The organism is Niallia sp. M35, assembly GCF_050971705.1.
Taxonomy (GTDB): domain Bacteria; phylum Bacillota; class Bacilli; order Bacillales; family Cytobacillaceae; genus Niallia; species Niallia circulans_A.
Genome location: NZ_JBPCEP010000009.1, coordinates 125520 through 139307, shown reverse-complemented (window position 1 = coordinate 139307; position 13788 = coordinate 125520). Strand labels below are relative to the sequence as shown.

The following is a 13788-nucleotide window of genomic DNA, read 5'->3' as shown; positions in this document are numbered from 1 at the left end:
CTAAAAAGCGGAAGCGCCTTGCTCATCAGCGTACAAACTGGTCGACTAAAAACGCCACGTCCTGTGGCAACGTCGACACTAGTACATCCTATACGTCGAAGGGCTTCGACTGAGATAAAGGATACACGGCGAACGCCAGTGAGTCGATGTTGACTTATCGTAGGGAGAGGTTGTGAAGCCATTATCTAATCTACCTGTAGCGGTCCAAATTTATTAAAAAGAGAGAGGATTAATAGTTGGCAGCACATTTCTCGATTATAAATAGAGGATAAGAAAAGGGATTTTCTTTACTTGAAACCCCCTTCCTTATCCTCTTTTTGGTTTTAGCGAAATGGCTGCATGATTTTCTCGTTTCTTTCCACAACCCGATCATAATAAGATTCAAATAGCGAAAGCTCTTCTCCTTGTAATTGATCTGCAAATAAAAATTCTGCATGATCCTTTAAAGCTAGTAACAATTTGGTCATAACTTGATCAACTGTTAAAGATACTCCTAACAATTCTGCTAAGGATGCCATTACTTCAGGGTCTATCTCGGGATACTCAAACTTTGTCGTCTCTCCTTGTAGACCAGAAGAATAAAATTGTTTGATGATCCCTGCTCTATCCTGTCCACTTCCATTTACGCAAAGATAAATTTGCACAGCAACTCCGTTTCTTAAGCGTCTCTGGGAAATTCCAGCGAATTTTTTTCCATCAATACTTAAGTCATAGCTGCCAGGGCAATAGGAACCAACAATCTCTTTTGCTTCAATCGTTTTTCCATACTCACGGAACATATATTTAATCAATTCAAACATCGTATCATAACCACTGTTAATATCAATTCGTTTCTCCTGCTCTGGGAGAATAAGTGATATATTTAACACGTCCTTATCTAATACGACAGCTAGACCACCTGAATTACGAACAATATAGTGGTATCCCTGCTCCTTTAAAAAAGTTAATGCCTCTTTCAAATGTGGTAATCTCGTATCTTGAATTCCTAATACAATTGTCCGATCATGCACCCATGTTCTGGCCGTAGCTGGTGCCATCCCGCTTCCCACGGAAGAACATAAGGTATCATCCATACCAAAAGATGTAAGCGCGGATACATGTAAACCTGTTGTAGACTGATCAATAATTCTCCATTTTTCTTGTTTTAATAAACTAGTATTGCCAACCATCACTTAGCTCCTTCTGTTTATACCAACTATCTATTCTATTTTAAAAAAATTTAGTCCTCTTTATTCATCACAATGATTTATTATAACGAATTTATAGCTATTTCAAAAGTAATCCTCTCTTTTTTGATATTTTTTTGCATCCTTTTTTAGGAATAAACTTAAATCTGCTTCATTCATTCGCTCTAATTACTTTTTCTTTAATCCGGGACAGATACTACCCATATGTTGTATAACTTGAAAATTTTATGAGAGGGATAAGATAAAAGGTAGATGACATAAACAAAAAAGACGCCTCCCATTCTAAGGAGACGCCTGCTTTTAAATTTATTTTGTTAAGCTTTGACCAGCTGTAATTAGAGCTAATTTATAAACATCTTCTTCGTTACATCCACGAGAAAGATCGTTTACAGGAGCATTTAATCCTTGAAGGATTGGTCCTACTGCTTCAAAGTTACCTAGTCTTTGGGCAATCTTATAGCCAATATTACCAGCTTCAAGGCTAGGGAATACAAATACATTTGCATCACCTTGAATTGGAGAATCTGGAGCTTTTTGTTTTGCTACAGATGGAACAAATGCAGCATCAAACTGGAATTCACCATCGATTACTAATAATGGATCTCTTAATTTAGCTTCTGCTAATGCACCTTCTACTTTTTCTGTTTCTGGTGATTTTGCAGAGCCTTTTGTAGAGAAGCTTAACATTGCAACACGTGGATCAATGTCAAACATTCTTGCTGTTTTCGCACTTTCCACAGCGATTTCAGCAAGATCTTGGCTATCTGGAGTAATATTGATTGCACAATCCGCGAATACATATTTCTCATCTTCGCGCACCATGATAAATACACCAGATGTCTTTTTCACACCTTGTTTTGTTTTAATGATTTGTAAAGCTGGACGAACTGTATCTGCTGTTGAGTGAATAGCGCCACTTACTAAACCATTTGCTTGATTAGCATATACAAGCATTGTTCCAAAATAGTTTTCATCTAAAAGAATTTTACGAGCATCTTCTTCCGTTACTTTTCCTTTACGTCTTTCCACAAAAGAAGCAACTAGTGCATCAAACTGAGCATATTTCTTTGGATCATAAATTTCTGCGTTTTCTAATGAAACACCAAGATTGTCTGCTTTTGTTTGAATTTCTTCTATGTCACCAATTAAAACAGGGATTAACACTTTATCTTCTGCTAAACGACCAGCAGCTTTTAAAATTCGCTCATCTAAAGCTTCTGGAAAAACGATTTTTACGTTTTGACCAGTTACTTTTTCCTTTAAACCTGTAAATAAATCACTCATTAATTTTCTTCCTCCTTTTTATGTACACTTAATAGGATACTCTACCATCATAAAATTTCAAGAAATTTTCCTTACTTTCTTCTATTTTTATCCCATATAAAGCAAGATCTACTCATCTCACTCAGAAGAAGATGGAGAAGAAAAAACATTGGTTGTAGTTCTATTTATACAATGTGATATTTCCCTATATTTATCTTCCTTATACTCTTTTGACCAAACTGAAACTTCCATTTTTTAGAAGTCACAATAAGTTCACAATTATCCTAAGGGTTATTCCACTAAAATCTGGAGAAACTATGATATAGTTAAAATCGTATTAACGTTATTAATAAGGAGTGAACATATAAATGAGTGAAGCAGCAAAAACATTAGATGGCTGGTATTGTCTTCATGATTTCCGGACAGTAGATTGGACTACCTGGAAAATGTTACCTGACGAAGAAAGACAAGAAGCTATCACTGAATTCCTAGGTCTATTGGAAAAATGGAACACTGTTCAAGAAAATAATAGCGGCAGCCATGCATTATATACAATTGTTGGGCAAAAAGCGGACTTCATGATGATGATTCTCCGTCCCACTATGGAAGAATTACAGCAATTAGAAACAGAATTTAATAAAACCAAATTAGCTGAGTTTACGGTTCCAGCTCATTCCTATGTTTCTGTTGTAGAATTAAGCAATTACCTGCCTTCCGATTCCGATAAAGATCCATATGAGAACCCATATGTAAAATCTAGACTATACCCAATCCTACCAGAATCCAGCTATGTGTGCTTCTATCCGATGGATAAACGTCGTCAAGGAGAAGATAACTGGTATATGCTACCTATGGAAGATCGTAGAAGCCTAATGCACAGCCATGGCATGATTGGCCGCCAATATGCAGGGAAAGTAAAACAGATTATAACAGGATCTGTTGGTTTCGATGACTATGAATGGGGAGTAACCCTATTCTCAGACGATGTTCTTCAATTTAAAAAGTTAGTATATGAAATGCGTTTTGATGAAGTAAGCGCCCGTTATGGTGAATTTGGTTCTTTCTTTGTAGGAACCCTTCTAAAACAAGAAGCAATCACTAAATATTTACATGTAAACTAACACAATATGGAGAATTCCCTAAAGAATCTAGCTGATAGATGATTTAGGAGTTCTTCATTTTTTTTATAAAATTTTCTCATTAATTTAAATATAAAATTCAACTCTCCTTGTCATAACTTATTCCTTTTTCTCATAGGATGAAATAGTGAGCGATGACCTATGAATGAAACAACATTCACCGTCTACTTTCTAAAATTTATGGTCAACTTCGAATGGCGGAAGTATGTAGTGAAGAGTGGATAGAAGATAATGGAGGGATGAAAATGAGTCAGTCAAATTATGGGAACTATGGTTATCCACAAGGATATAGGAATTTTTCTGGGCAAATTCCTACCTATGGAAATCAGCAAGGGTTTCAACAACAAGTACCAATACAGCAAGGAATGCCTATGCCTACACAGGCACCAACACCAACACCGCCTGCTACACCTACTACATTACCAGGACAGTTGCCAATAGAAGCATCCTATATCGAGAATATTTTACGCCTTAACAAAGGGAAAATTGCTACTGTCTATGCAACATTTGAAAACAATAGAGAATGGAATGCCAAAATCTTCAAGGGAATTATTGAAGCAGCAGGGCGAGATCATGTTATCTTAAGTGATCCACAATCTGGAATTCGCTATTTAATTCTAATGCTCTATATCGATTATGTTACATTTGATGAAGAAATAGAGTATGAATATCCTTTTGCCGCTGGCATGCCAGGGTTAGCAACATCCCCGCCTAGATAACCAAAAAGCCTTCCCGTGCATCACTCATTTAGTGATGTACTTTTTTTGTTCTTTATTAAGATTAATAATGTTTCTCTTTTTATAGAGACAAAAAAGAATAGGATGAACATTATGATCTGCTCACCTATCCTTTTTAATATACTCTTATTACATCCATTTCCATGCAGCAATAATCACTAAGAGCCACGCTACTATAAACGCTACTCCGCCAAGTGGTGTGATAGCGCCTAATACTTTTATTTGGGTAACAGCCAATATGTATAGGCTTCCTGCAAAGAGGATAATCCCAATGAACATCAGCCAGCCTGCCCAGTTTAACAAACCGCTTTCTGGAAACTTCCCTAAGAGTAAACCGATTAGAATTAAACCAGTACTATGAAACATTTGGTAGGTAACGCCAGTTTTCCATACTTCAAGGTATTTATTTGTGATTTTCCCCTCTAAGCCATGGGCACCAAACGCTCCTAAAGCGACGGATAATAATGCATTAATTGCTCCAATAATAATGAAAGCTTTCATTTTTATCTCCTTTTTTAAGGCTTTTTGCTAACAGAATCTATGTAAATAGTTTGGATATTGCTTACCCCTTTTATTTACGATCGTAAAACAAGTATGCTTAAAAATCAAATAAGGAATCGCCATTTCCTTCGTCCATTTTTATTTTATTTGTTTGTGTTTGTATAGTTTGTTTTGGAATGCTTATTGGTGCTTGAACAGCTTGGAAGGATGGTTGCTGAACGGGTTGCTGATAGGTTATGCCTTCTTTTCTTTCCTGTTCTAAAACCAATTCACATAAGGATTTAATTGCGTAAACTCTTTCTCTTATTCTTGCGTCAGAATTGCTTGCTTTTGCTTCTGTCAGCTGATCCTCTATTTTAGCTAATAATTGCTGGATTGATATATTCACTTCATCCCTCCTTTGCCTGAAATCGCAGGCATTCTTGTCCAGATGCTCTTTTTACCTCGACAGATGGCATCATTCTGCCTTTAAATTGGAATGCCTTGCACCCTTTAGGGAACTGACTATCCCATGTAACATAGTAGAATTTGCATTTATAACAATTAACCTTCTTCTTTTCCATTCCAAACCCCTTCTAATCCCTTAGAAGGAAATACATGATGAGTAGATACTTCTATTTATCTAATAGAAATGACCCTCATATATATTTCCTTTATTATATTCTTCTTTTCACAAAAAATCATCTATACACCAATTGATCGGGGACTGTCCATTATTTTCAAGCATCCTATTTATAGTAGAGAATGGTCTGCTTCCTAGAAAACCACGGTGAGCAGAAAGTGGACTTGGATGTGTCGATAAAATGGTGCCATGCTTTTCTTGATCAATAATAGCAAGCTTTTTTTGAGCTGGATTTCCCCATAGCACAAAAATAACTGGTTCTTCTCTGTCATTCAACATCTTTATTACTTTGTCTGTAAATACTTCCCATCCTTTTCCACGATGAGAATTTGCTTGTCCCGCTCTCACTGTTAAAACGGTATTTAATAGAAGCACTCCTTGGTCTGCCCAGCTTTTTAAATAGCCATGGTTCGGAATAGAACAGCCAAGATCAGCGTGAAGCTCTTTATAAATGTTTTTTAAAGATGGCGGAACTTTTACTTCTGGCTTAACGGAAAAGCTTAAGCCATGAGCTTGATTCGGGCCATGATAAGGGTCCTGTCCCAAAATAACAACCTTTACTCTGTCATAAGGAGTATAGGTTAAACTATTAAAAATATCTTCTCTTTTAGGATAAATAGTAGATTCTCTGTATTCTGTTTCTAAGAAGGTTTCCAATTGGATAAAATACTCCTTCTGACGCTCCTGTTCCAATAATTGCTCCCATGATGCTGCCATACTATCTCCTCCTTTATTCTCCTGCAAAGCTGACTTCAAGCGTATAGCCTAGTCTTCCATAGAATTCCTTCAATGTTTTTTGAGCATTTTCCTCTGCTTTCACTAAAATCCCCTGGTCTACAGCCTCTTCCTTCATCGTTTCCTTTGCTTCATCCATTAAACTATATGCTTCTTCCCACTTTACATCTCCTCTAAAAATGCCTGCAACAGAATATGTTTCTACATTGTCAAAATCAATGGAAGGATCCTGAAGAAAATCTGCCTTTGGTAACTCGATATGGATGCTTTTCTCATCCTCATTTACTTTTAATTGATTTTCCGTAACTCGTGATAAGTCTACACCAGCTGTTAGTGTCCCTGGTACAACTAACAATATTTTTCTTTTTGTTCCAGGGAAATCCGTTTCAATTTCCTTACCAAAAATTTCATTATCCTCTTTTTCTAGAATTGTTTTTACAAAAGCTTGAGAGGTGGCTAAAGTGGATAAATCTTTCATCTGTTCTAGATAAGCTGTTGTTTTTAGAACAGACTCTTTCGGAAAGGCTACTTTCCACAAACCTACTATTCCGGCTATCAAAAGTATGATTAACACACTTAAAAAAAGCATGATTTTTTTATTTAACCGATTCCTTAGTCTATATAAACCAAAAAAAGGAAAGCGAATTCCCCTTCTGTTATTTAACTCCATTGCTGTACTTGCCTGTTCCCTTTTCCCTGCACTTAACTCCCGGTTGATTCGTTCTTTTTCTTTTTTACTTACCATTTAACCCCTCCTGATCCTATTATTGTCTCCTTCTATTATATAGGGAAATTTGTCGATTGTGGGGATATTTGTCTATGTAGTATTTCCCAAATCGCAGACTATGAAAAAATTACCAACGAAAAAATTGTTTCATTACCATTTTAAGAGGCTATATAAAAAACATAGATAAATTCCACTATTTTAGGAGGCTATCATTATGTATAAAGTAGAAGTAGTAGAAAACGGTGTACAAGCAACAAATATTATTAATGCATTAGAAAATCAAGGCTACAAAAAAGAGAATATTTACATTTTTGCTCACGATAAAGACCGTTCTGAGGATTTAACAAATGCAACGGAAACTGGAAATGTATCGATGAAGGAGCAAGGTTTACTTGATTCTATCAGCAACGTTTTCCGAAAAAGAGGAGATGAATTGCGTTCTAAATTACAATCAGTTGGCTTAACAGATGCAGAAGCGGCCAAATACGAGGAAGTATTAGATACAGGTAAATTAGTAATCGTTGGTTCACAAGAATAAAAAGAAATCCCGCTTTCTTCTAGCGGGATTTCAGCTTGTTGACAAAAGGAATTTAGGAAATGCAAAAGGAATTATTATGCATTGATTGGAGTGGAAGGGGTGAGACTCCTGTGGGATCTGCGAGACAGTCTGAGACCCTGCAGGCCTTTAGGGCGAAGCGGCTCAGCGCGAGCCCCACGGAAAGCGAACCCCTGCAACGGAAATCAACTCTTATTTAAAAGAATGTATATGTATAAACTAAGACAAACTCCTAATTACTGAATTAGGAGTTTGTCGACAGTCTGAAATCCCGCTTTCTTCTAGCAGGATTTTTTTATTATCCTAATAATTGGTCATAGAGCTTCTTTGCATAGACAGCATCATTTGTTTCATGAATTAACGCTCTCCCATCCTTAAAAAATACTACTCTGTTCCTTTCTAGCTGAACAGATAGGAGGAAAGGATTTTGTCGAACTTTGTAGCCTTTCTTTTGAAAGCTTTCAGTTAATCGTTGAAAAGGAATATTTTTTGGAATAGAGGGGCGAATTTGGACCGTTTCTCTTCCACATAATACAGCTACCCTTGTCTGATTCTCCTTTTCGAGAAAAGGATATGTCCGTTTTTCACCACATGTAGGACAATCACTTCTCTTCGCACGGCTTACTTTCACATTGTGATATTCATTATTCCATAAATCAAACGTTAAAAAAGTTCCGCGCAAAGCAGCTTTGTCTTCTATTAAAAGCTTCAACGCCTCTGTTACTTGATGAGAAACGACCATCTGTACAGCTGGCGCAATAATTCCAACCGTATCACAAGTTAAACCAGTCATAGGCATTGTTTTCAATAAGCAATGAAGACAAGGTGTCTCACCTGGTATTATTGTGTAGCTCATCCCCGAACTCCCGACACAGGCCCCATAAATCCAGGGAATTCTATGCTTAACAGCCATATCATTTACTATCATTCTTATTTCCATATTATCAGTAGCATCTATTATTAAGTCGATATTCTCAACTAACTGTTCTAATAGCGCAGCCGTTGCCTCACCAATTATTCCTTTCACTGTGCAGTCTCTATTAATTTCCTTTAGTCTATTTTCGGCGGCAAATGCTTTTGGTATTTTCTCATCAGCATCCTTTTCTGTATATAGCTGCTGCCGCTGCAGGTTGCTTTTTTCGACATAATCTCTATCTATAATGGTTAAGCTTCCGATACCGCTTCTGCATAACATCTCTGCAACGGAAGACCCTAATGCACCTGCACCAATAATTAATACATGCTTCCTGCCAATTATTCTCTGCCCTTCTTTTCCAATAGAGGAAAACAAAACTTGGCGTGAATATCTGCTTTGATCCATTTGTAACTACTCCTTCCTCATCCCCCGCTAACAGGTGGAATAAAGGCAATTGTATCGTTTTCTTCCACTGTATCTTCTTCCAATGCAAATTCCTCGTTTACCGCAACCATTACTCCTTGAAGAGACAGCGAAGGAAATGCATTTAATAAATATTCCTTAAGCTGTGCAATCGTCTGCCCTTGCCATTCCAATTCCATTGCCTCTTTTCCTATTATTTCTTTCACTCCAGCAAAGAAAAGTAATTGGATCAATTTAATTCCTCCTCACTTGGTGTGCCATCTTCATACCTTTTCGTTCCTTTCTGGTTCCCAATCCACTCTTCACCAGATTCCCAATGTTCCCTCTTCCAAATTGGCACGATTTCTTTTATTCTTTCTATCGCATATTGATTGGCCTCATAAGCATCCTTTCGATGAGGAGTCGAAACTGCTATCACTACCGCTACATCACTGATTTCCAGCTTGCCGATTCGATGAGTAATTGCAATATCAATGTCTCCCCACTTCTCCTTTACCTCTTCCCCTATTTGCGCAAGTTTTTTCGCAGCCATCGGCACATATGCCTCATATGTTAAAAATAATGTTTTTTTTCCAGCAGTCATTTCCCTTACCGTACCAATAAAAGTAGTAATCGCACCTGCATTTCTTCTTACAACCTTATCAATAACCTCTTGCAAATTAATTGGACGGTCCGTTATTTCAAATCTCATATGAATTCCTCTCTCGATCTACTCTTACCTTTTTTTCTTATCGATTTTTCTATTTTTCTTTCAAACGGAAAGATTATATTTAAAGGTTACCATAAACAAAGACAGAATTCTCTTACTACTCTTTGCTCTTTTCCATATTTTTTATCATTGGTATGCAAAATCATCTTGTAAAGCAGACTAAGCAAAGGGTGCTGAAAAGTTGTATGATTAATTAAAATGGTCTACAATTATTCAATCAAACAAAATTACTTTTCGCTGAAATAATAGCCATTACATAGGAGGCGTAACAAATGAAGAAAGTACTAACTTTAGCAGGTTCTGACACAAGCGGTGGTGCAGGTATTCAAGCAGACTTAAAGACATTCCAAGAACTAGGTGTTTATGGTATGACTGCTTTAACAACGATTGTAACAATGGACCCTAAAAATCATTGGCACCATAACGTATTTCCACAGAATATTAATACAGTTAACGCACAATTAGAAACCGTGTTATCTGTGGGAATTGATGCTATGAAAACAGGAATGCTTGGATCTGTTGAAATCATTGAAGCAGCGGCAAAGCTAATTGATGAAAATAATATCAAAAATGTTGTGATTGATCCTGTCATGATTTGTAAGGGCGAAGATGAAGTTCTTCATCCAGAAACAGCTGATGCCCTACGTGAATTGCTTGTTCCAAGAGCAACTGTAGTAACACCAAACCTTTTTGAAGCTTGGCAGCTTGCACAAACTGATAAACCAATTAAAACAGTAGAGGATCTAAAAGAAGCGGCAGTTAAAATTCACGAACTTGGACCTAAATATGTTCTCATCAAAGGCGGCAGTAAGTTAGGACATGAAAAAGCAATTGATCTTCTGTACGATGGAAAAGAATTTACTCTCTTTGAGAGCGAACTAATAGATACAACGTATACTCATGGGGCAGGCTGCACAAACTCGGCTGCTATTACAGCTGAACTAGCTAAAGGTGCTACCGTAGAGGAAGCTGTTCAAACAGCAAAAGATTTTATTACAGCAGCTATCCGCAATGGTTTTAAATTAAACGAGTATGTAGGACCAACTATGCATGGAGCATATCGTAACGAAAAAGAAAAGCTCAGTGCAAAATAAAAACAGCAGTTCAATATATTCTCCTTTTGCCATGCTATTATAAAAGGAGAGTATGCCCTTACCATTTTTTATTATTTAAATAAACTATTAGCAAGGAGGGATATTCTGTGGAATTTGTACAACTGGAAAAAGTGCAAAACGAAATCGACCGTTTTAGTGGAAAGGAAATCTATATCCACTTAGAAACAACAAATGGCGCTTATGCCAACCATAATGATGAAACCTTCTTCAATTCAGGCGCCTATATCCGTAACGCCCAGCTAACTTATGAATATGGCAAAATTACAGGAAACGGCCCTTATCGAATTGGCTTAAAAACAGCAATAGGCTGGATTTATGCTGAAGGTATTACCCACTATGAAATTGACGATAAAAATAGATTATTATTGGCAGGCTTAGACTTTACTGGAAAATTAGCAGTAGCCTTAGAAATAAGCGAAACACCATTTGAATAAACAATTAATGGAACATACTTTTTTTCATTACATGAAAGGAGGAACTCAGATGGAAACAGAAAGACAAGTATTAGTTATTTTTCCTCACCCCGATGATGAAGCATTCGGCGTATCTGGAACCATTTCAAAATTTTTACACGAAGGAGTTCCAGTTACTTACGCTTGCTTAACCCTTGGACAAATGGGAAGAAACTTAGGAAACCCACCATTTGCAACAAGAGAATCCTTGCCAGAAATTCGCAGGAATGAATTAGAGGAAGCAGCAAGAGCAATGGGACTAGAAGATCTCCGTATGCTCGGCTATCGTGATAAAACAATCGAATTCCTAAAAGAGGAAATATTAGTCGATGAATTTACAGCATTACTAGATGAATTAAATCCTTCCTTAGTAATTACTTTTTATCCAGGTTATTCTGTGCATCCGGACCACGATGCTACAGGAGCAGCTGTTGTAAAAGCCATCGCAAAGAGAGAAGCTTCTAAACGACCAAAACTTTATTGTGTAGCGTTTTCCAAGAACACAGAGGAAGATCTTGGACAGCCAGATATTGAAATTGATGTGGAAAATTTTGCAGACCAGAAAATCAAAACGATTGCAGCCCATCTTTCTCAAACACAACAATATGTGGCAGTATTGCAAGAAGGAATAAAGAATCAGGATCCAGAAGTTTTAGCTCGACTGTATACGGAAAAATATTGGACATATAAATTTTAATTTTAAAAAAACCAGGGAAAGTGATAGGGGCATACGTATTGCGAATATAAAAAGGTTTGTGGTAACATCTGCTTCTGCGAGAAAAGAGACGCCTTAGCCCCTTCTTTTTCCCTAGTACATTGTTTGTCTGTAGAGTAACAGAACGAATTGCTTTCGCCTCTTGGGTTTTTATTTACCTAAATACCCAAAGTTGTGAAAGCAATCGTTATTAAATCGCTATATTAGATATTGTTCATCTTTTCCCATTATCTATTTTGTTTTGTCCCTGTATGATTTTTATTAAAGAATAATCGCCTAAATTAAGCTTTCAGCCAAGCATTTGCAAGTAGAAGCGCTCCTTTTGCTGCCTCAGTGTGCGCCAATGCATTTAGCATAACAAAATCATGAATGATTCCACCAAAACGAACAGAGGTTACCTTTACTCCCGCTTCACGAAGTTTATTCGCATAAGCTTCTCCTTCATCTCTTAACACATCTGCCTCAGCTGTAATGATTAAAGCATCTGGTAGCCCAACTAATTGATCTTTTGTTGCTCTTAAAGGAGATGCTGTAATTTCTGCTCTTACTTTTGGATCAACAGTATATTGATCCCAGAACCATTGCATACCATCTCTTCTTAAAAAGTACCCTTCTGCAAATTGTTTATAAGAATCTGTTTCAAAGGATGCGTCTGTAACAGGGTAAAATAGTAGCTGTTTTTGAATAGCAGGACCTTTGCGTTCTTTTGCCATTAATGTGATAGCTGCGGACATATTTCCTCCCACACTGTCACCTGCTACAGAAATTTTATTAATATCAAAGGCATACTCTTCTCCTTTTGCTGCAATCCATTCTAACACCGTATATATTTCTTCAATCGCAACCGGATATCTTACTTCTGGAGAAAGGCTATAATTGGTGAATACCACGGCAGCGTTCGAACCTACTGCTAATTCACGAATTAGGCGATCATGTGTATGTGCATTACCGAATACCCATCCTGCACCATGTGTATATAAAATCACTGGCAATTTAGTTGTAGAGCTGTTCTCTGGACGAACAATTTTAATTGATACTTGATTGGTCGGTCCACCTTTAATAAAAAATTCGTTTTCTATCACTGGTAATTTATCTATTTCACTAGATTGCACTTCATCTACTGCTACTCTTCCTTCTGCTGGCTCCAACTCAAATAAATATGGGGGATCAGCTGTGTCTTCTGTAAATTTTTTAGCCGCTTCTTCTAATACAATTTCATTTTTGTTATTCATAGCAAATTACTCCTTTTTTAATTTTCTAAAATTTAATTGCGCACAACTTATTAGATTAAAATTTTTTGCTCCTATGTTTTCTGTTCCTTTACATAAAGAGTATAAGTAGTTAGTTTAATCTGCTGCCCGCAAATTAGGTTGTGCACAATTTAATTTCATGATAACTATTTCCTCATTCAAAGTCAATTTATTTTTTATTAAAAATGCTGAGGAAAAGTCTTTTTCCTCAGCATTTCATCAAAAAGATATATTTTATAAATTTTCTACTCTTTCTTCTAATACTTCTTTCGCATTCTGCACATGATCATTATCTTCAGATTTCACCATTTTGACAAGAAACTTGCGCATAAGCAGCATTTTTAGTCCCTTAACATGTACAGTGCCTTCAAACTCTACTTGTGTGCCTTCAGGAATTTCCGAAAAGCGATAAGCATAGTCAACCATCAGTCCATTGGAGCTACTTCTTCTAGTAAATGCCTTATTTTTATCAAATGTAAGATATTCTATTTCTGCATACACTCTATTTCCACGAACATTTCTTATTTCTTTATATTTTGTGCCAACGCCAATTGGCTCTTCTGTCAACTTCTCTGCCGATATTACTTTATTCATATACGCGGAAGCATTTGCCATGTCAGCAAAATACGCAAAAACCTCTTCAATGGGCTCACAAATAATAACACTTGCATGAAAATCAGCCATTTTCCACCTCAATAGGATCTATCTTTTTAGGTTTATTATTACTATTATAACGGATAA

The 13788-nt window shown here is 36.7% G+C and carries 18 protein-coding genes; 6 read left to right on the top strand and 12 right to left on the bottom strand.

From position 1 onward, the window contains the following. Positions 1-323: 323 nt before the first annotated feature. Positions 324-1169 (bottom strand): octanoyl-[GcvH]:protein N-octanoyltransferase, encoded by an 846-nt coding sequence (gene lipL, locus NiCM35_RS14095; protein ID WP_163185150.1) that lies wholly within the window; start codon positions 1167-1169, stop codon positions 324-326. A gap of 324 nt (positions 1170-1493) precedes the next feature. Further along, entirely contained in the window at positions 1494-2471 is a 978-nt protein-coding gene (gene pta, locus NiCM35_RS14090) for a phosphate acetyltransferase (protein WP_095329528.1), read from the bottom strand. 347 nt (positions 2472-2818) lie between these two features. Here pta and hemQ point away from each other — a divergent pair, with 347 nt between their 5' ends. Together hemQ and gerQ are read left to right on the top strand one after the other, a co-directional pair. Further along, positions 2819-3571, top strand: coding sequence for a hydrogen peroxide-dependent heme synthase (hemQ, locus tag NiCM35_RS14085; protein WP_095329527.1), 753 nt, complete (start codon positions 2819-2821; stop codon positions 3569-3571). A gap of 263 nt (positions 3572-3834) precedes the next feature. Beyond that, a complete protein-coding gene (gene gerQ, locus NiCM35_RS14080) occupies positions 3835-4308 on the top strand; it encodes a spore coat protein GerQ (protein ID WP_095329526.1) in 474 nt (157 codons plus the stop codon). A gap of 147 nt (positions 4309-4455) precedes the next feature. On the opposite strand, the gene NiCM35_RS14075 is transcribed toward gerQ, so the two are convergent. From NiCM35_RS14075 to NiCM35_RS14055, 5 genes are all read right to left on the bottom strand, one after another. Next, positions 4456-4827 carry a DUF423 domain-containing protein gene (locus tag NiCM35_RS14075; protein ID WP_095329525.1) on the bottom strand — a complete coding sequence of 124 codons (372 nt, stop codon included), beginning with the start codon at positions 4825-4827 and terminating at the stop codon, positions 4456-4458. 97 nt (positions 4828-4924) lie between these two features. Continuing rightward, positions 4925-5215, bottom strand: coding sequence for a YwdI family protein (locus NiCM35_RS14070; RefSeq protein ID WP_123258504.1), 291 nt, complete (start codon positions 5213-5215; stop codon positions 4925-4927). A gap of 1 nt (position 5216) precedes the next feature. Further along, positions 5217-5390, bottom strand: coding sequence for a uracil-DNA glycosylase (locus NiCM35_RS14065; RefSeq protein WP_095329523.1), 174 nt, complete (start codon positions 5388-5390; stop codon positions 5217-5219). A 107-nt stretch (positions 5391-5497) separates the two neighbouring features. Continuing rightward, a complete protein-coding gene (locus NiCM35_RS14060) occupies positions 5498-6166 on the bottom strand; it encodes a uracil-DNA glycosylase (protein ID WP_433779833.1) in 669 nt (222 codons plus the stop codon). A 13-nt stretch (positions 6167-6179) separates the two neighbouring features. Then, positions 6180-6929, bottom strand: a complete 750-nt coding sequence (locus tag NiCM35_RS14055) for a DUF4230 domain-containing protein (RefSeq protein WP_123258505.1) — start codon at positions 6927-6929, stop codon at positions 6180-6182. A gap of 196 nt (positions 6930-7125) precedes the next feature. On the opposite strand from NiCM35_RS14055, the gene NiCM35_RS14050 reads away from it, so the two are divergent. Next, positions 7126-7449 (top strand): YflT domain-containing protein, encoded by a 324-nt coding sequence (locus NiCM35_RS14050; protein WP_047940799.1) that lies wholly within the window; start codon positions 7126-7128, stop codon positions 7447-7449. Positions 7450-7765: 316 nt separating this feature from the next. Here the strand turns inward: NiCM35_RS14050 and NiCM35_RS14045 are convergent, their stop codons facing one another. From NiCM35_RS14045 to NiCM35_RS14035, 3 genes are read right to left on the bottom strand one after another with little or no spacing between them, the layout of a single operon-like run. Then, positions 7766-8788: a MoeB/ThiF family adenylyltransferase gene (locus tag NiCM35_RS14045; RefSeq protein ID WP_123260272.1), complete on the bottom strand. Its 1023-nt coding sequence runs from the start codon at positions 8786-8788 to the stop codon at positions 7766-7768. A gap of 17 nt (positions 8789-8805) precedes the next feature. Next, positions 8806-9039 (bottom strand): molybdopterin converting factor subunit 1, encoded by a 234-nt coding sequence (gene moaD, locus NiCM35_RS14040; RefSeq protein ID WP_123258507.1) that lies wholly within the window; start codon positions 9037-9039, stop codon positions 8806-8808. Next, the gene (locus NiCM35_RS14035; RefSeq protein WP_095329511.1) at positions 9036-9497 is read right to left on the bottom strand and encodes a molybdenum cofactor biosynthesis protein MoaE; all 462 of its coding nucleotides are present in this window, start codon (positions 9495-9497) and stop codon (positions 9036-9038) included. Before NiCM35_RS14035 ends, moaD begins: the two co-directional genes overlap by 4 nt. Positions 9498-9787: 290 nt before the next feature. Between NiCM35_RS14035 and pdxK the strand changes: the two genes are divergently transcribed. The 3 genes from pdxK (at position 9788) to bshB2 (ending at position 11779) form a co-directional block, all read left to right on the top strand. After that, complete coding sequence (gene pdxK / locus NiCM35_RS14030) at positions 9788-10609, top strand: pyridoxine/pyridoxal/pyridoxamine kinase (RefSeq protein ID WP_123258508.1); 822 nt, start codon at positions 9788-9790, stop codon at positions 10607-10609. Positions 10610-10716: 107 nt separating this feature from the next. After that, positions 10717-11064 carry a YojF family protein gene (locus NiCM35_RS14025; RefSeq protein WP_095329509.1) on the top strand — a complete coding sequence of 116 codons (348 nt, stop codon included), beginning with the start codon at positions 10717-10719 and terminating at the stop codon, positions 11062-11064. Between the two features lie 49 nt (positions 11065-11113). Continuing rightward, on the top strand, positions 11114-11779 hold the full coding sequence (gene bshB2, locus NiCM35_RS14020) for a bacillithiol biosynthesis deacetylase BshB2 (protein ID WP_095329508.1): 666 nt from the start codon (positions 11114-11116) through the stop codon (positions 11777-11779). A gap of 299 nt (positions 11780-12078) precedes the next feature. Here the strand turns inward: bshB2 and NiCM35_RS14015 are convergent, their stop codons facing one another. Both NiCM35_RS14015 and NiCM35_RS14010 read right to left on the bottom strand, forming a co-directional pair. Next, entirely contained in the window at positions 12079-13029 is a 951-nt protein-coding gene (locus tag NiCM35_RS14015) for an alpha/beta hydrolase (RefSeq protein ID WP_123258509.1), read from the bottom strand. A gap of 252 nt (positions 13030-13281) precedes the next feature. Then, positions 13282-13731 carry an SRPBCC family protein gene (locus tag NiCM35_RS14010; RefSeq protein WP_095329506.1) on the bottom strand — a complete coding sequence of 150 codons (450 nt, stop codon included), beginning with the start codon at positions 13729-13731 and terminating at the stop codon, positions 13282-13284. Positions 13732-13788: the final 57 nt, after the last annotated feature.

Coding starts and splice junctions, on each gene's coding strand:
- lipL (WP_163185150.1), bottom strand. CDS start 1,169: ATGGTTGGCAATACTAGTTTATTAAAACAAGAAAAATGGAGAATTATT.
- pta (WP_095329528.1), bottom strand. CDS start 2,471: ATGAGTGATTTATTTACAGGTTTAAAGGAAAAAGTAACTGGTCAAAAC.
- hemQ (WP_095329527.1), top strand. CDS start 2,819: ATGAGTGAAGCAGCAAAAACATTAGATGGCTGGTATTGTCTTCATGAT.
- gerQ (WP_095329526.1), top strand. CDS start 3,835: ATGAGTCAGTCAAATTATGGGAACTATGGTTATCCACAAGGATATAGG.
- NiCM35_RS14075 (WP_095329525.1), bottom strand. CDS start 4,827: ATGAAAGCTTTCATTATTATTGGAGCAATTAATGCATTATTATCCGTC.
- NiCM35_RS14065 (WP_095329523.1), bottom strand. CDS start 5,390: ATGGAAAAGAAGAAGGTTAATTGTTATAAATGCAAATTCTACTATGTT.
- NiCM35_RS14060 (WP_433779833.1), bottom strand. CDS start 6,166: ATGGCAGCATCATGGGAGCAATTATTGGAACAGGAGCGTCAGAAGGAG.
- NiCM35_RS14055 (WP_123258505.1), bottom strand. CDS start 6,929: ATGGTAAGTAAAAAAGAAAAAGAACGAATCAACCGGGAGTTAAGTGCA.
- NiCM35_RS14050 (WP_047940799.1), top strand. CDS start 7,126: ATGTATAAAGTAGAAGTAGTAGAAAACGGTGTACAAGCAACAAATATT.
- NiCM35_RS14045 (WP_123260272.1), bottom strand. CDS start 8,788: ATGGATCAAAGCAGATATTCACGCCAAGTTTTGTTTTCCTCTATTGGA.
- NiCM35_RS14035 (WP_095329511.1), bottom strand. CDS start 9,497: ATGAGATTTGAAATAACGGACCGTCCAATTAATTTGCAAGAGGTTATT.
- pdxK (WP_123258508.1), top strand. CDS start 9,788: ATGAAGAAAGTACTAACTTTAGCAGGTTCTGACACAAGCGGTGGTGCA.
- bshB2 (WP_095329508.1), top strand. CDS start 11,114: ATGGAAACAGAAAGACAAGTATTAGTTATTTTTCCTCACCCCGATGAT.
- NiCM35_RS14015 (WP_123258509.1), bottom strand. CDS start 13,029: ATGAATAACAAAAATGAAATTGTATTAGAAGAAGCGGCTAAAAAATTT.
- NiCM35_RS14010 (WP_095329506.1), bottom strand. CDS start 13,731: ATGGCTGATTTTCATGCAAGTGTTATTATTTGTGAGCCCATTGAAGAG.